The 15,799-nt window shown below is 68.5% G+C and carries 13 protein-coding genes; all 13 read left to right on the top strand.

Going from position 1 to position 15,799, the window contains the following annotated elements:
• The first annotated feature begins 6 nt into the window (after positions 1 to 6).
• The gene (locus D3874_RS03025) at positions 7 to 936 is read left to right on the top strand and encodes a phage tail tube protein (protein WP_119776333.1); all 930 of its coding nucleotides are present in this window, start codon (positions 7 to 9) and stop codon (positions 934 to 936) included.
• Positions 937 to 984: 48 nt separating this feature from the next.
• Positions 985 to 1,332 carry a hypothetical protein gene (locus D3874_RS29890; RefSeq protein ID WP_233559803.1) on the top strand — a complete coding sequence of 116 codons (348 nt, stop codon included), beginning with the start codon at positions 985 to 987 and terminating at the stop codon, positions 1,330 to 1,332.
• Positions 1,329 to 1,727 carry a DUF1799 domain-containing protein gene (locus D3874_RS31055; RefSeq protein ID WP_274380563.1) on the top strand — a complete coding sequence of 133 codons (399 nt, stop codon included), beginning with the start codon at positions 1,329 to 1,331 and terminating at the stop codon, positions 1,725 to 1,727. Before D3874_RS29890 ends, D3874_RS31055 begins: the two co-directional genes overlap by 4 nt.
• A complete protein-coding gene (locus D3874_RS03015) occupies positions 1,720 to 8,019 on the top strand; it encodes a phage tail length tape measure family protein (RefSeq protein WP_119776329.1) in 6,300 nt (2,099 codons plus the stop codon). The genes D3874_RS31055 and D3874_RS03015 overlap by 8 nt, the downstream gene beginning before the upstream one ends.
• Positions 8,016 to 9,134: a hypothetical protein gene (locus D3874_RS03010; RefSeq protein ID WP_119776327.1), complete on the top strand. Its 1,119-nt coding sequence runs from the start codon at positions 8,016 to 8,018 to the stop codon at positions 9,132 to 9,134. The genes D3874_RS03015 and D3874_RS03010 overlap by 4 nt, the downstream gene beginning before the upstream one ends.
• Positions 9,131 to 10,693 (top strand): hypothetical protein, encoded by a 1,563-nt coding sequence (locus D3874_RS03005; RefSeq protein ID WP_119776324.1) that lies wholly within the window; start codon positions 9,131 to 9,133, stop codon positions 10,691 to 10,693. Before D3874_RS03010 ends, D3874_RS03005 begins: the two co-directional genes overlap by 4 nt.
• Before the next feature lies 1 nt (position 10,694).
• Positions 10,695 to 11,558, top strand: a complete 864-nt coding sequence (locus tag D3874_RS03000; protein ID WP_119776322.1) for a hypothetical protein — start codon at positions 10,695 to 10,697, stop codon at positions 11,556 to 11,558.
• A complete protein-coding gene (locus D3874_RS02995) occupies positions 11,555 to 12,163 on the top strand; it encodes a hypothetical protein (protein WP_119776319.1) in 609 nt (202 codons plus the stop codon). Before D3874_RS03000 ends, D3874_RS02995 begins: the two co-directional genes overlap by 4 nt.
• Positions 12,163 to 12,717 (top strand): hypothetical protein, encoded by a 555-nt coding sequence (locus D3874_RS02990; protein ID WP_119776316.1) that lies wholly within the window; start codon positions 12,163 to 12,165, stop codon positions 12,715 to 12,717. The genes D3874_RS02995 and D3874_RS02990 overlap by 1 nt, the downstream gene beginning before the upstream one ends.
• Positions 12,717 to 13,958: a phage head spike fiber domain-containing protein gene (locus D3874_RS02985; protein WP_119776314.1), complete on the top strand. Its 1,242-nt coding sequence runs from the start codon at positions 12,717 to 12,719 to the stop codon at positions 13,956 to 13,958. Before D3874_RS02990 ends, D3874_RS02985 begins: the two co-directional genes overlap by 1 nt.
• Positions 13,959 to 13,965: 7 nt before the next feature.
• Positions 13,966 to 14,616 carry a DUF4376 domain-containing protein gene (locus D3874_RS02980; RefSeq protein WP_158595798.1) on the top strand — a complete coding sequence of 217 codons (651 nt, stop codon included), beginning with the start codon at positions 13,966 to 13,968 and terminating at the stop codon, positions 14,614 to 14,616.
• Positions 14,617 to 14,770: 154 nt separating this feature from the next.
• A complete protein-coding gene (locus D3874_RS31820) occupies positions 14,771 to 14,971 on the top strand; it encodes a Com family DNA-binding transcriptional regulator (protein ID WP_119776309.1) in 201 nt (66 codons plus the stop codon).
• Positions 14,931 to 15,710, top strand: a complete 780-nt coding sequence (locus tag D3874_RS02970; protein WP_119776307.1) for a DNA adenine methylase — start codon at positions 14,931 to 14,933, stop codon at positions 15,708 to 15,710. The genes D3874_RS31820 and D3874_RS02970 overlap by 41 nt, the downstream gene beginning before the upstream one ends.
• The last annotated feature ends 89 nt before the right edge of the window (positions 15,711 to 15,799 follow it).

Genomic DNA, 15,799 nt, shown 5'->3' with positions numbered 1-15,799 from the left:
TGACCAATGGCCTACAAATGGGAACAGAAGATCGTCCTGCTGAAGGCCGAGGCGACCTACGGGGTCGACAGCGTGCCGGTCGGCGGCAGCAACGCGGTCATGACCTACAACGGCAGCATCGAGCCGCTGAAGGCCGACAAGGTGGAACGCGACCTGGATGGTGGCCGCCTCGGTAACGAGGGCGCCCTGATCGTCGGCGAGCACATGATGATCAGCTTCGAGGTCGAAGCGGCCGGCGCCGGCACCCCGCTGGGCACCGCGCCTGGCTATGGCCCGGCCCTGATCGCCTGCGCCATGGCGGAAACCGTCGTCGCCACCACCCGCGTCGACTACAAGCCAGTGGACAGCGGCGAGACCTCGGCCAGCATCTACTTCTACATCGGCCGGCTGCGCCACAAGGCCCTGGGCTGCCGCGGTACCGTGAAGCTGGTCGGCGCCGCCCTGGCCATCCCGCGCTTCCAGTTCTCGTTCATGGGCCTCTATGGCGGCATCGCCGATGCGGCCATGCCCTCGGCGACCCTGACCGCGTTCAAGGATCCCGAGGAAGTCTCCTTCGCCAACACCGTGATCACCCTGCACGGCACGACGCTGGGCGTGAAGTCGTTCGAGGTCGATTTCGGGGTCGAGAACGTCTACCGCAACAACACTAACTACGAGGGCATCAACTATGTCGACCGCAAGGCGGTCGGCACGATCCTGTTCGAAGCCCCGGACATCCTGACCAAGGACTGGATCGCCACCATCAAAACCGAGACCCGTGACGTCCTGTCGATCACCCACGGCTCGGCCGCGGGCAAGAAGGTCATCGTCACCGGCAGCAAGACCCAGCTGGTCGACCCGCAGTACCAGGAGGATCAGAAGCTCCTGATGATCCAGGCCGGGCTGAACCTCTGCGTCAACTCGGCGACGGACGATTTCACCATCACGATCCAGTAACGCGGCGTAACCGCAAGCATCCACTCAACGACAGGAACTGATTTCGTCATGAAGATCTCGATCGGCAAAGAGCGCACCTTCACCGCGACCGTCACCGTGAAGCAGCCCAACGAGCGGGGCGGCTTCGACACCGAGTCGTTCAAGGGCCGCTTCAAGGTCATCGATCACGACCGCCAGCGCGAGCTGCGCAGTTCGATCACCGAGGATCCCGACAAGGAAGTGCTGCGCGAGGCGTGGATCGGCTGGGAAGGCCTGATCGACGAAGACACCAACCAGCCGATCTCCTTCAGCGACGAGATCCGGGACGCGCTCCTGCGCAATCCCCCGGTCGCCATCGCTGTCGCCCAGGCCTACTTCCCCAGCCTGTCGAACGGCATGGCCAAGCGAAAAAACTGAGCGACGCCGCCCGGACCTGGGCAACGGGCGGCGGCAGTACCACCAAAGCCCGCGAGGCTCTTGAGGAAGAACTCGCGGGCTTCGGCATCGTCGGGCCGGGCGCGGACCAGCTTCGCGCCCGCTTCGCGACCGAGACCGAGATCGAGCTGTGGCCTGAGAACCTGGCCGCCTTCGCGTTCTTTCAGTCGGTGGCCACCCAATGGCTGCACGCCGGCATGGGGGGCTCGATCGTCGGCCTCAACTACGCCGCCGTCGCGGTGGTGGCCAATGCCCAGGGGTTGACGCTGGACGGGAATGTGATGGCCGACCTGCAAGCCATGGAGATCGAGGCACTGGCCGTGTTCCGCGGCCGCGAGGAACGCGAGCGCCAGCAGGCGAGGTCGCGCCGTGGCTGATCTGTCCCTGCGTCTCCGCATCACCGCCGATGGCAGTGAACTCAAGGCCGAACTGGTTGGCTCCAAGGAGGCTCTGACCATCCTGGGCGCCGCGGCCACGGCAGCCGGGGCAAAGCTTGACGCGGGCCTGAAGCAGGGCGAGACGGCAGCGAGCGATCTTGCCGGCACGCTCGATATCGTGTCGACGGCCGTTACCAAAGAGGCGGCAGCGGTTGATGCGGGTGCTGCCGCGGCGGATCGCCTGGCCGCCGAGACCGCCGCGGCGCGAACCGAGATCCGCGAGCTGGCGCAGCAGGCGACGGTGACGGGCAATGCGGTCGCCTCGTCCTGGAGCGGTATCTCGGCCGCGGTGGCCCTACAGGCAACGGAGATCGAGAACATCCGGGCGTCCTGGCGGAACCTGACCGCCGGCGTCTCGCAGCATGCTTCCGAGGTCGATGGCCTGCGGACGAAATACGTGCCCCTCTATGCCGCCGAGGCACAGCACAAGGCCGCCCTGGACGAGATTTCGCGCGCACTGAAGATCGGGGCAATCAGTGAAGCCGAGGCCGCGGCAGCCGTCACCAAGAGCGGCGTCGCATTCGAGGCGGCGACGCAGGCGCTCAACCGCCACAATCGCGCCATGTCGGGTTACGCGGCCACCGGCAAGCTGACCGGCCGTGAACTGGGCCAACTCTCCTTCCAGCTCAACGACGTCGCGGTGTCGCTGGCCGGCGGCATGAACCCGCTGCTCGTCCTGCTGCAGCAGGGAAGTCAGATCACGCCCATCTTTGGCGGTGCCCGCAATACCCTGAAGGCTTTGGGCGAGCAGGTGACAGTTGCCCGCGTGGGCTTCGGTGCGCTTGCCGGCAGCGTCATTACCGCCGGCCTGGCCTTCTACAGCTACATCGCCTCGACCAAGCAGGTCGAGGTTGCCGCCGCCGGCGTCGGGCGGGCCAGTGGCGCCACCGTCGAGCAGCTGCGGCGTATCGCCGACGAAGCATCGGATGCCGGGGAGATCTCGGTCGCGGCCGCTCGCGACATCGAGGTCGCCCTCCTGCACACCGGCAAGATCGGGGTGGGTCAGTTCGAGGGCCTCATCGGCATTGCAAAGGATTTCGCGGCGACGATCGGCGCCGACGTCGAGACCGCCACCGGCCAGTTGGCCGAGCTGTTCGCCGACCCGGCGCGCGGTGCCCAGACCCTGTCGCAGACCCTCGGCCTGGTCGATGGCGCCACTGCCCGCTACGTCCAGCGCCTGGTCGACCAGAACAACAGGACCGAAGCCCAGAAGGTGCTGCTCGACGCGCTTCGGCCGCGGTTGGTGGATGCCACCGAAGCGACTACAGCTCTCGGTCGGGCATGGGATTTTGTGGCACGCATGGCATCCAATGCCATGGGCGCAATCGGTAGCGCGGTGGACAGGGCTATATCCGGGCCATCCGATGATGACCGGATTGCAGAACTGCGCACGGCTATCGCCAGGCTCAGGGAGGGTGCCCCGGAAATCTCGGCCGACACACCGCCTGAGGTGCGCCGCCTGATTGAAGCCGATCGGCGCAACAGGCCCGGCTCAGTGCCAGGTAGCGCGTCGGCGGATGCCCGCATCGTGGAGATGGAGCGCGAGCTTAGGGACCTGGAAAGCAGGGTAGAGGTTCGCGACGCCGCCGCGGCCGAGCAAGCTGCACTTGGCGCCGCCAGAGCCGCAGGTGATGCCGCTTTGGGTGTGGCTGGACGATCGCCCGCGACCTCCGACATGTTGCGCCAACAGCGCCTGGGGGATCAGCTTACGGCGCTCAAGACTGGCGTCGGGGCGCCTGGTCAAACCGCTGCCGAGCAAGCGCAGATCGCGGCCGCGATCGACGCGACCAGTCGCGCAATTACGACCTACATTCCGGCTGCCGAGAAAGCCCAGCAGCTCTCCCAGATCGATATCCAACTCTTGAGCGCCAGGTCGCCCGCCGAGCGGGCGCGGCTGGCCGGCGAGCGAGAGCGCATTTCCCTGTCCGGCGAAGAGGTCACGGCCGGCGAGGCCGCCGCCCGGGTAGAGCAGGCCCGCGCGCGTGCCTTGGCTGAAGGCACCGTCGCGATCGGCCGCGAGAGCGCGGCGCTGTCTGCCAACGTCACCTCGCTCTACGCCGTCGCCGATGCCTACCTGACCAGCGCCTCGGCCGGCGAGGCCGCCGCGGCCCAGCGCGAGGCCGTCCAGGCATCGTTGACCAGTGGCGTGGATGCCGAGGCCCGCGCCCGCGAACTGTTGGCCCAGCAGGTCGCGCAGACCGCCGTGGAGGGGGCTCGCCAGGTCACCGACCTGCGCGACCAGGCCGCCGCGCACCGCGGGGTCACCGAGGCCGTCGCTGCCGGCACCATGACGCAGGCCGAGGCCCAGAAGCAGCTTCAACTCGAGCAGGCCTTGCGCCCGCTGCTGGTGGCCGAGGCCAACGCCGAAGGGGCGGCGAAGAAGGAACTGACCCGCATCATCCAGCTGTTGCGGGATGCCTACGGGGAGGCGAACGATGCCGCCGCCGGCTTCAGTGCCGCATCCGCCCTTCAGGCCCAGCGGGAGAGCCTGGGCCTCGCCCAATATGAACTCAGCCTGGCCGGCGAGACCGCCGAGCGCCGGGCCTATCTGGTCGCCCTGCGCCAGAAGGAACTGGAGCTGCAGCGCCAGTACGGCGACAACTGGCGCGTCCAGGCCGGCGAGGAATTGCGGCTCTACGACGAGACCCTGCGCACCAACGCAGCCCTGCGCCAGCGCACCGAGATCTCGGACGCCCTGACCGGCGCCGTGCGCAAGGCCGGCGAAGCCATCCAGGAGAGCCTGGGCGATACCTTCCGCGACGTCCTCGACGGCAATGTCGACAGCTTCGAGGATTTCGGCGACCGGCTGCTGGACATCATGAAGGACGTCGCCGCCCAGATCGCAGCACTGCTGGTGTTCCAGCCGATCGTCGGCGGCGTGGCGAATGCCTTCCTCGGCCAGGGCACCGCCTCGCAGCTGGGGCTGACCACGGGCGGCGGCGTGCCCATGCCCAGCATAAACGGGGGTGCCGGTGGCGGCTTCGACTATCTGGGCGCCGGCCAGCAAGTCCTCGGCCTGGCCGACAGCCTGAGCGGCGGCGCCGGTTCGTCGATCTTCGCCGGCATCACCGACAGCCTGGGCATCACGGGCGTCGGCGGCCTCATGAGCACGCCGCTCTTCGGGACGGGCGTGGCCTCTGTGGGCTCGGGCTTTGCGGTCGGCGGCGGCGCTGCCGCTGGCGGCGCCCTGGCCGGCGGCCTGACCTCGGGTGCGGGCGGCTTTGCCATCGGCGGCGGGGCGGCGTCCAGCGGGGCCGTTGCCGGCGGCCTCTCGGCCAGCGGCGGTGCCGCGGCGGGCGGTGTCACGCTGGGCGGCACGATCATCCCCGGCATCGGCATCCTGGCGGCGGGTTACGGCATCGGCCAGCTGCTCAGCGGCATTGCGCCCGGCAACAAGCTGGTGTCGATGGGCGGCGGTGCCGTGGGCGGCGCCGCGGCCGGTGCGGCGATCGGCTCGGTTGTCCCGGTGATCGGCACGGCGATCGGCGCCATCATCGGCGCCATCGCCGGCCTGATCGGCGGCATGGACAACGACAAGCCCAGCAACAAGACGGCCAACGTGGTCTATGACGATTTCTACAAAGACCCGCGGACGTTCCATCAGAACGGCAAGAAGTTCAGCCAGGCCAATCTCGATGCCGCCACGGGTGCCGGTGCCGCGGTGCGCGATGCCTCCCTTGCCGCCTTCGGCAAATACGTCGACTTCAGCGACCTGCAGCTCAAGTTCGAGATCGGCAGCCGCGAGGGCTCCTATTCACAGCTCTGGCAGGACGGCAAGGATCTCGGCCAGATCCGGGGCGAGACCAGCACCGATGGGGTCAAGTCGATCATCGGCCGCACCATCATCAAGATCAGCGAACTCTATGCCGACAAGCTGCCCGAAGAGGTCACCAAGGCCCTGAGCAAGGTGGACTTCTCGGGTGACATCGACGAAGCGCTGCGCCTGCTCGTCTTCGCCGCCGACTTCAAGGATGCCGTGGACGCCCTGCGCGGCGGCGTCGGCATTGAAGACGACATGCGCAAGGGGATCAGGGACAGCCTCACGGCGCAGATCGATGCGCTGAAGAAGTTCCAGGACGATGCCGAGGAACTCGACCTGGGCGGCGCCACCGCGGCGGTGCGCGAGTATGCCCTCGTTCTGGTCGGGCTGAAGGACGCCAAGACGGACATCACTCAGACCGAGGCCGCCATGAAGGCGCTCGACGAGACCTTCAAGGTGCTGCGCGAGCGGGCGTCCGACCTGGGGCTGACCCAGACCGAGGTCGCCGCGGGCTATGCCGCGTCGATGCAGAAGATCCGCGACAGCTTCGACGACGGCCTCGACCGCGCGATCAACCAGGGCGCCGGCTTCGGGATCTTCGATCAGGTCACCGATCTGCTCAAAGCCCAGGAGATCCGGCAGAAGGAAGCCGCGACGCTCGGCCTCGATATGTCCAAGGTCGCCCGGCTGGCCGCGCTGGAAGTCGCCGCCGCCGTGCGCCAGGCCACCGACGCCCAGCTCGCCGGCATCGCCGAGATCGTGAATGCCAGCGAGAACCTGGGCGCGCAGCTGGGCCTGTCGCTGGGCTTGGTGAGCCGGGCGATCGACGAGCAGATCTCGACGTCCATGGATGCCGCCACCGCGGCGCGCCGATCGGCGGCCGCCTATCGCGATGCCCTGGGCTCGATCAACGACGCGATTGCCGCCCTGAAGACGGGCGACCTCTCGACCCTGTCGCCGGCCGAGATCCTGGCCCAGCGGCGCCAGGAACTGACGCAGACCGCCACCAAGGCCAAGGGCGGCGACCTGGACGCCATGAAGAACCTGCCCGCCGCCGTCCAGGCCTTCCTGGAAGACAGCCGCGCCTACAACGCCTCCGCGCCCGCCTATCAAAGCGATTTCGACTGGGCTTCGAAGCTGCTTCAACAGGCGGGCGTTTCGGCCGGGGGCCTGGCCGGGTCGGCTGACACTCAGGCCGATCTGCTCGATGCCCAGACCCGCGTCCTGGAAGCCATTCGCGAGAACCTGACCGCGCCCGAAGGCCCGAATGCGGCCCTGCTGCGCGAGCAGCTCTCGGCGCTCGATGTCATCGGCAATCTGATCGAGCGGACCAACACCCTTTCGGTCGGCCAGGCCACCTCGGCAACCGGCAAGCTGGGCGATGCCATCCGGGCCGTGCGTGACGTCCGCAGCGAGATCGCAGGCGGCATCGATGTCAACCGCGCGCGGGGTATCACCGGCGCCCTGAACGCGGCGCAGACCGCCCTGGTCGGCAACAACACCGCCGCGGCGACCAGCCTGCGCGGCACGATCGCCGCCCTGCAGGATGTCACCCGCACCGGCCTGGTGGCGGTCGCCCGCGCCGACACGGTGCGCGATGCGCTCGGCCGCGCCACCATCGGCATCACCGGCAACAATTCCGACGAGGCCCGCGCCCTCAAGGGGGTGATCGATGCCCTGTCAGTGGCGACGGCGGATGGCCTGGTCAGCGTCTCGGAAGCCGCGCCGCTCAAGGCCGCGATCCAGGCCTCGTCTCAACTGCTGGCCGGCAACGACACGGCCGAGGGCCTGGCCACCCGCAAGGTGCTGGCGGCCCTGTCGGCGATCACCGATAGCGGGCTCTCCAGCACGGCCAAGGCCGCGGCGGTCACTGCCGCATTGCAGGCGGCCGAGCAGGGCATCAGCGGTCGCACCACGGCCGGCGCGACCGGCATTCGCGAGGTCATCCAGGCCTTGCGGGCGATCACCGCGACCGGCTTGAGCGAGACGGCGGCGGGCGGGCCCATCCGCGAGCGCCTGCACGAGGTGCAGGAGGCTTTGGCCGATCTGCTCGGCGACCAGGTCGTCGCGACCAACGCCACCACCGGCCAGGTGGTGAAGATCCGAGACCTGACCGATGCCCAGGTCAAGGCGCTGCTGGACGGCCTCGACCTGTCCGATGCCCTGGGCAACGCGATCGAGGATCAGACCGGCGAGATCATCACCGGCAATGCCACCACCGATATCCTGGCGCGCCTGGCGCAGGAGCAAGGCGCGGTCAGCGAGCAGATCAAACAGGTGATCGCGGGGGCAATGCCGCCCAGGCCAGCCTGGTCGCCGCGGTCGTCGCCGGCAGCGAGAAGGTCGCGGCGCTGCTGGCGCAATACCTCAAGCTGGACGCCGACCAGCAGGCCATCCTGGATGCCGACGCGGCCCGAAAGGCGCATGAAGCCGCTGTCGCTGCCGCCCGCGCCTCCTATGACGCCCAGGTGAGCGCCAAGGGCGATGCCGCGGCGAAGGGTGCTGGCAACGTGATGGCGCAGACCAGCGGCATCGCCGATGCCGTCGAAGACGGCCACCATATGCGGGCGGTGACCCAGAGCTACGACGGTGCGACCGACACCTTCGGCGAGGTGGTCAAAAACACCGATATCGGCAGCGAGACCAACATCCCCCGCCTGCAGACCGTCGGCAAGATGATCAGCGACATGGGCAAGGAAGTGCAGAAGCTGGTGGGAGGGACGTTGCCCGGCTTCAAGCTGACCATGCGCTCCCAGGGCGTCGGCGGCGCGGATGGCTATGGCATGCGCCTGATCATCAACGCGGCCTCGGGTGGCGAGCGCCGGTTGCTTGTCGATGACCCCAACGATTACGACGGGATCATCGCCCAGTGGCTGGCCAATCTGTCGGGCACCATGGGTGGGCTGGACGGCGACGATCGCAAGGCGATGAAGGGCATCGACTGGAGCGATCCCCAGGCGGGCGTCAAGGCATTGGCCGAGGCGATCGAGCGGGCGGCGCATCCCTTCGTCCCGCCCGTCGCCGCCATGCGCGACGGCGGCCAGGTCGGCAACGGTACGTGGAACGTCGACAGCGTGCTGGCCCAATATGCCGGCGGCGGCACCATCGGCCTGGCTGGTGGCGAATGGGTCACCCGCGCATCGTCCGTCACCGCGCAAACCCGTCCCTGGCTGGACATGGTCAACCGCACCGGCCGGCTCCCCGCCAACGACAACGGCCTTGACGGCATCATCCGCACCCTGCGCCTGGACGTCGGCCGCGACGCCCGGCGCGCGATCGACGCCGCCGGCCGCCAGCCGGTCAACACGCCGATCGCGCTCGTCACCCCGCCGCCGATCGCCGACGCGTCCGCGACGGGCAGCAACGGCGGGGCTTCGGTCGCCGCCGCCGATTTCAATGCCCTGCGCCGGGACATCCAGGCCATGGCCGAGATGCTGCGCCAGGTGGTCGATGTCCTGGTGTCGGGTCAGAACGGCCAGGCCGAGGACAACGCCGAGCTGCGCCGTGAAGTGCATGCGATGACCCGCGAGCTGGCCACCACCAATGCCCAGGTGACCAAGCTGGCGGCCCGGCGAGGTGCGGCATGAGCGCGACCCGCGTCCTGCTCGCCGAGGTGACGGCCACCGATGGGGTTTCGACGAACACCTTCCGGTGGACCGATACCCCGATCCGGCCCTTTGCCGCGACCGATCCCGACCGCGCGAACGCGCTATGCGACCCGCGGCTGCTGGAAGGCGGCGACGTCTCGCTCGACGTCTATGCCGACCTGTCACGGCTCGAAGGCGCCTTGGGTGCCGGCGACCTGGTGGTGAGCAACGCTGATGGCAGCCTGTCGGGTTATCGCACCTGGCGCTGGCAGGACATCGGCATCTATCTCGGCCGGGCGGCGCAGGATGGCACGCCCGATCCCTTCGCCACCTGGACCTGCCTGCTGAAAGGCCGGGTCGAACGGCCGCAATGGGAGGTCCGAACCGATGGCCCGTCGCGCCTGCGCCTGGCGATCCACGACAAGCGCGCCGATATCGAGCAGGACGTGCAGACCCGCCTCTATCTGGGCACCAACGTGGGCGCCACCGGTTACGAGGGCCTGTCCGACGATCTCAAGGGCAAGCCGGTGCCGCTGGCCCTGGGCGACCTGACCAAGGCCAACATCACGCCGCCGCGTGCGAACGGCCCCGCCCAGGTGCTTCAGATCAACGACGGCGGCGACTTCACCACCGAGACGATCCGCGACCGTGGCGGCGATGCGAACCTGGTGCGCGATGCCGACCTGACCGGCGCCGCCTTCGACGCAGCTTCGCCGGTTTCCGGGCACTATCTGCGCGACCGCACCCGCGGCCTGCTGAAGTACGGCGGCGGCCTGGGCGGCACCGTGACCGTGGGCATGCAAGGCACCATCGGGGCTGGCGGCTACACCGCCACCGCACCCGCCCTGATCAAGCGCCTGCTCGAGCGCCGCGGCACGCCCCCAGGCGATATTGGCGCCAGCTTCGGAACGCTCTCAGCGCCCGCCGCCTGCGGCTTGTGGCTGCCCGACGCCACCACCTATGCCGAGGCCATCGGCGCCCTGGCGCGAGGCTTCGCTGGCTGGGCGATCCCCGATGCCGCGGGCGTGTGGCAGGTCGGCCGGCTGACCGCACCATCCGGCCCCGCCGCCCTGACCATCGACCAGTATGCCGTCCGCTCGATCGAGGTCGATGACAGCGAGAGCCTGGTCCCGGCCAAGAAGATCACCGTGCGCTATGCCCGCAATTACACGGTCATGCGCGAGGCCGACCTGGCCGGCGCGGTGATCGGCACCGACCGGGCGCGCGAGCTGGCCGAGGAATGGCGCACCGCGGTCTGGACGTCGCCCACGATCGCCGCGGCCTATCCCAATGCCCGCGAGCTGACAATCGATACGCCCCTGGTTGCCGCCGCCGACGCCCAGGCACTGGCGGACAGCCTCGGCGCCCTGTTCGGCGTCGCGCGGGAGAGCTGGCGCGTGGTGGTCGAACTGGACGAGGTCAGCCTGGGGCTGCGCCTGGGCGACGACTGCGTGCAGCTCGACTATCCCCAGCAGGCGATTTCCGGGCTCTACCGCGTGATCGGTAAGCGCCCCCTGACGCCCGCGCGGCATCTGGTCACTTTGAGGTTGTGGGGCTGATATGGCGAAGGGCGCAATCCTTCACGACAACTTGAGCCTCGATACCGGCGTGGTGCTTTCCGGCGGCACCTGGGCCTTGCCGCTGACCAACCTGCTCGACCCGCGGATGATCGCCCGGCCGGCCCGCTGCACCGCCATTGCCAACCCGGTCAACAGCCGCATCGAGATCGACCTGGGGGCGAACAAGGCCGTGCGCTGGATTGCCCTGTGCCATCACACCCTGTCCCTGCAGGCGACCTTTGCCTATCGCGCCTCGACCACGTCAGGCCATACCGGTGATATCCTCAACGTCGCCTCGCAACTCGTCCTGGGCCGCGTGGTGTCATCGCTCTCGCTGCCCTGGGAAGAGCCCAATTTCTGGACCGGCCAGCCGCGGGTGAAGGACATCGCCGGTTATTCCCGCCACCTGGTCATCCCGCTGGCTGGCGGCACCGTCGCCCGCTATTGGCGCATCGACTTGTCCGACACGGCGAACACGGCCGGTCAGTTCGATATCGGCTACCTGATGATGGGCGACCCGATCGTGGCCGAGTACAACTTCGACCTCGGCCGCTCGCTCAATCGCCGCAGCCGCTCGATCGTCGACGAGACACCAGGCGGTGGCGTGATTGTCGATCGCCGCCGCATCGCCCGGCGCCAGACCATGCAGTGGTCGATGCTGTCGAAAGACGAGGCGATGCGCCTCTACGACATGTCGATCAACCGCGACGTGGTCGACCCTGTCCTGTTCGTTCCCGATATCGACGACACCGGCAATCTGTTCCGCGAAGCCTGGCCCGCCCGCATCACGGGCGGTGGCGAGCCGAGGCGCCAGGATCGGCGCTTCTGGACCCTGTCCCTTGAACTTGAGGAGATCCTCGCATGAGCGGGCTCACCACGCTTGAAGAGGCCGCCCGGCTGCGCCTCGAAGCCTTCTACAACGGCGCTGCCTACAACCCGACCAGCAATGCCGGCGGCATGGCGGCGGGTGGTCACCAGGTCAATTTCGAGCCGTCCCTCGATGACGTCGCCCTGGTCATGAAGGGTGCTGCTCGAATGGCCCTCGAAGTGGCCGCGAGCGCGGTTCAAACGGCGGCCGATGCGAGCAACATCGCGGCCATCGTCGGCGGTACCGGGGGCATCAACCTGACCCCGACCGGCATCCCGCGTATCGCCGTCCTGGGGGCGCTCGCCTTCCTCGACCAGGTGGCGCCCCTGCTGCTGCCGATCGAGACCACCGGGGCCTTGACGATCTCGCCCCACCAGGTGGGCGCGGTGATCTTCAGCAACGGCCATCCGCTCACGCTGCCGGCCTTCGCCTCTTGCCGTGACGGCTGGTGGTGCAAGACCAAGAACATCCACGGTTCCACCGCCGTCTCGGTCGCCGTCGTCGGCGCCGACACGATCGACGGTGGCGCCGGTCCCCTGTCGGTGACGGCCGGCACCGCGAAGGAGATCTATCGCGCCGCCACGGGCTTCAGGAGCATCTGATGCGGATCGCTGCCGGCCAGGTCGCCCACTTCAAGGAAGCGCGGGCGCCGATCGCGACCGACGACTTGAGCGTCGGCGCCTGGTTCGGCTCGCTCTGGCTCGACACCACCACGACGCCCTCGACCATCTACGTCTGCGTGGATGCGGCCGCCGCCGCCGCGGTCTGGTTCGATCTCACGCGCATCCCGGCACACCTGGGCTGGGGCATGCTCGACCTCGTGCGTTTCCACCAATTGGGCAGCGCAGCCTTCCTGCCGGCCGAAGCCTTGAGCACGGCGCCCATCCTGGAAGTCACCAACAGCTTCACCCTGTCGGCGGCCGACAACCGCAAGACCTTCATCGCGATCAGCGGCGCGTTGACCTTCGCCCTGCCACCCGCTGCAAGCCTGCGTGATCCGTGGCGGGTCATCATCAAGCGGGGTGGAGCGACCTCGCTCACCGTCGCCCGTGCCGGCAGCGACACGATCAATCGAACCGCCGCCGACCTCACTATAGCGTCCGAAACCACCGTCAACATCGGCGCCTCCAGCGCCACCAACTACGAGGTGCTTTGATGACCATTCCCGCGCCCGGCCTTACCCTTGAATTCGTCCATGCCGGCATGCTCGACCCGCGCCTGACCTTCAGCCGCGCATCGATCGCCACCTGCATCGGCCAGGACGGCCTGCTGCGCACCGCCCAGGTCAATGAACCACGCATCGCCTATGACCCGGTCACGCGCGAGCGCCGAGGCCTTCAGATCGAAGGTTCTCGAACCAACCTGGCGCTGCGCTCGGAAGAGATCGACAACGCCGCCTGGATCAAGTCGGCGGCGAGCGTCACCGCCAATGCCGTCGCCGGCCCCTTCGGTACCGTCACCGCCGACAAGCTGGTCGAGGCGGCATCGTCGGTGCGACACTACGCGGCGCAGTCGATCGCCTACACCACCGGCCAGGACTATTGCTGGGGCGCGCGCTTGCTGAAGGGCGAGCGCACCCGTGCTCGGATCCGGCTGCCGTCGTCACAGTTCGCGGCCAACTGCTTCGTGGACGTCGACCTGTCGACCGGTGCGGTGACGGCGACCGGCGGCGGCGCCGTGCGCGGCGGCATCCTGCCGGCGGTCAACGGCTTCTTCTATGCTTATGTGGTGGGCACGGCGACCGCGACCGCGTCGGGCAATGCCGAGGTCGAGATGCTCGATGCGCTGGGGGCGTCAGCCTATGCCGGCGACGGCACGTCGGGCCTCTACCTTGGCGGCGCCCAGTGCGAGATCGGCGCCTATCCCAGCTCCTATATCCCGACCACGGCGGCGACGGTGACGCGGGCGGTCGATACCGTGTCGTTTCCCTTTACCGGCATCAGCTTCAATGCGCTGGCGGGTGCCTTCCTCGCCGAATGGTCGGCCGACCACGCTTATCCGACGCAGTCGGGGGTGACCCAGACCTACTACATCGCCACCCTGTCGGACGGGTCGAGTTCGAACACCGTCAACCTGCGCGTCGATGCCGGCGGCACGCCCCGCGCCCGCGTCACCACCGCGGGCGTCGCCCAGGCACAGCTCTCGGGGGCGGTGCTCTCGGCCGGCGCCGTCGCCCGCTGTGCTACGGCCTGGGTGAAGGACAGCGTCGCCGCGGTCTACACCCCGGCGACGGTGGTCAGCGACACAGCGGCGGACATGCCCACGGGCGTCAACAAGCTGACCATCGGCCAGAGCGAGGCGGCCGGCGCGACCTCCTATCTCGACGGGTATCTGCGCCGCCTGAAGTATTGGCCGGCGCGGATCGCCGACGCCGAGTTGCAGTCCCTGGCGGCATAGGCCCGACATGCGCAGCGTTGTCCTGATCTTCGACAGTCCAGAGGCGGCCGCCGCGGTCGATGCCGCGTTGTCGGCGGTGGGCGCGCAGGCCGTGGACCATTGGCTGCGCAGACCCGACCCTTCGAGCGAGGGCGACCAGGGCGAGCGCGGGCCTGGTTCCGCCTTCCTGGCCAGCATCGACCGGATGCCGGCAGCGCTGGCGCCGTTCGAGGTCGCGGGGGCGGACATCGAGCCGGTACCGGCAGGCGGGCTGACCCCGCCGCCGGCCTTGCAGGCCTACCGCCTGGCCCTGCGCGCCGAGGTTGACGTGATCCGCGACAGCCATATCGCGGCGGGGGTTCCGGTCGACCTGGGCGGGGGCTTGGTGTTCACCGTCGACACCAGGAACGACACCGACTTCCGCAATATCCTGGGGCTCACCACCTTTGCCCTGCTCGCCATCACCGCCCAAGCCGAGAATGTGCTGATCCCCTTCCGGGCAGCCGACGACCTGACCAGGCTGCTGACCCCAGAGCAGGTGATCGGGCTGTCTCAGGCGGTCACGATGCGGGTCGCCGCACTCTATGCCGTGGCCTGGGAAGGCAAGGCGGCGATCGACGCGGCTGACACGCACACCGCGCTCGACCTGCTCGATCTCGACGCGGGGTGGCCAACGTGACGGCTGATTTCCTTGGCGGCCACCGGCCGGCGGGGGACGGGGTGTTGACGCACCCCGAACCGCGGGGAGGGCACCCGCACGACTTCGCCAGGCCTCTGCTAGGCCGTCCCGCCACCTGTCGACCAGGCGGGGCCAAGAATGCGGTGATTCGAGCGTGCGCGCTATTAGATGTTGCTGTAATGTTCTCTTGTTCCGGGCGGCTCCTTCGGCCTGCCTGGACGGCATCGAGATCAAGTGCCGCCGTTGCGGCCTGGTCACCCATTTCAGGGCCACGAGCCCGACGCCAGAGCGCCCGCGAGCGTCGGCAGATCTTCATGAAGTCGGCCAAGGGCCTGGTCCCCTACCTCGGCGGTAAGCGCAATCTCGCGAGCCGCATCGTCCCCATGATCGAGGCCATCCCGCATCGCTGCTATGCCGAGCCCTTCGTCGGTGCCGGCGGCATCTTCTTCCGCCGTACCAAGCCGGCCGTGGTCGAGGCGATCAACGATGCCGGCGGCGAGATCGTCAACCTCTTCCGCATCGTCCAGCGCCACCCCAAGGCCCTGCTCGACCAATTGCGCCTCGATCTCCATGCCCGCGCCACCTTCGACCGGCTGCTGGCCAGCAACCCGGCGACGCTGACTGATATCGAGCGGGCAGCCCGGTTCCACATGCTTCAGGGGGCGCGGTTCCGATCTGACCCCACCGATGGCTCCTTCATCAGCAACCCCGCAACCGCGCGCGGCAAGTCGCCGGTGGCCGTGCGCCGGCACCTGCTGGCCTCCCATCGGCGTCTGGCGCGGGTCACCATCGAGCGGCTGGATTTCGAGGTCTTCATCAAGCGCTACGACCGGCCGGACACATTAATTTATGTGGACCCGCCCTATTGGGGCTGCGAGGCGGACTATGGCGACGGCCTGTTCTCGCGGGCGGATTTCGGGCGGCTCGAAGCGGTTCTGAAGGGCCTTCGAGGCCGCTTCGTGCTGTCCCTCAACGACCGCCCCGAGATCCGGCGCCTGTTCGCCTGGGCATCCATCCAGGCCGTCGAAACCACTTACGGCAGCATCCGGCCGATCAAGGCGGCCGAGCTGATCATCACGTCACCCGGCCGCTGATCGCGGCCGGCGATACCCGCTCTTTGACATTGTGAATGACCACCGGGAATGAGACTCGTCTTGTTCCTGCAATGTTCTCATTTTAGGAT

Origin of the sequence: Oleomonas cavernae (assembly GCF_003590945.1) — a bacterium.
Classification (GTDB): Bacteria; Pseudomonadota; Alphaproteobacteria; order Zavarziniales; family Zavarziniaceae; genus Zavarzinia; species Zavarzinia cavernae.
Note: the sequence above shows the minus strand (reverse complement) of the source record. Positions and strands in the feature narration are given on the sequence as shown.

What these genes read in the sequence shown, in the direction of transcription:
- D3874_RS03025 (WP_119776333.1), top strand. Translation starts at nt 7, where the DNA reads ATGGCCTACAAATGGGAACAGAAGATCGTCCTGCTGAAGGCCGAGGCG.
- D3874_RS29890 (WP_233559803.1), top strand. Translation starts at nt 985, where the DNA reads ATGAAGATCTCGATCGGCAAAGAGCGCACCTTCACCGCGACCGTCACC.
- D3874_RS03005 (WP_119776324.1), top strand. Translation starts at nt 9,131, where the DNA reads ATGAGCGCGACCCGCGTCCTGCTCGCCGAGGTGACGGCCACCGATGGG.
- D3874_RS03000 (WP_119776322.1), top strand. Translation starts at nt 10,695, where the DNA reads ATGGCGAAGGGCGCAATCCTTCACGACAACTTGAGCCTCGATACCGGC.
- D3874_RS02995 (WP_119776319.1), top strand. Translation starts at nt 11,555, where the DNA reads ATGAGCGGGCTCACCACGCTTGAAGAGGCCGCCCGGCTGCGCCTCGAA.
- D3874_RS02990 (WP_119776316.1), top strand. Translation starts at nt 12,163, where the DNA reads ATGCGGATCGCTGCCGGCCAGGTCGCCCACTTCAAGGAAGCGCGGGCG.
- D3874_RS02985 (WP_119776314.1), top strand. Translation starts at nt 12,717, where the DNA reads ATGACCATTCCCGCGCCCGGCCTTACCCTTGAATTCGTCCATGCCGGC.
- D3874_RS02980 (WP_158595798.1), top strand. Translation starts at nt 13,966, where the DNA reads ATGCGCAGCGTTGTCCTGATCTTCGACAGTCCAGAGGCGGCCGCCGCG.
- D3874_RS02970 (WP_119776307.1), top strand. Translation starts at nt 14,931, where the DNA reads ATGAAGTCGGCCAAGGGCCTGGTCCCCTACCTCGGCGGTAAGCGCAAT.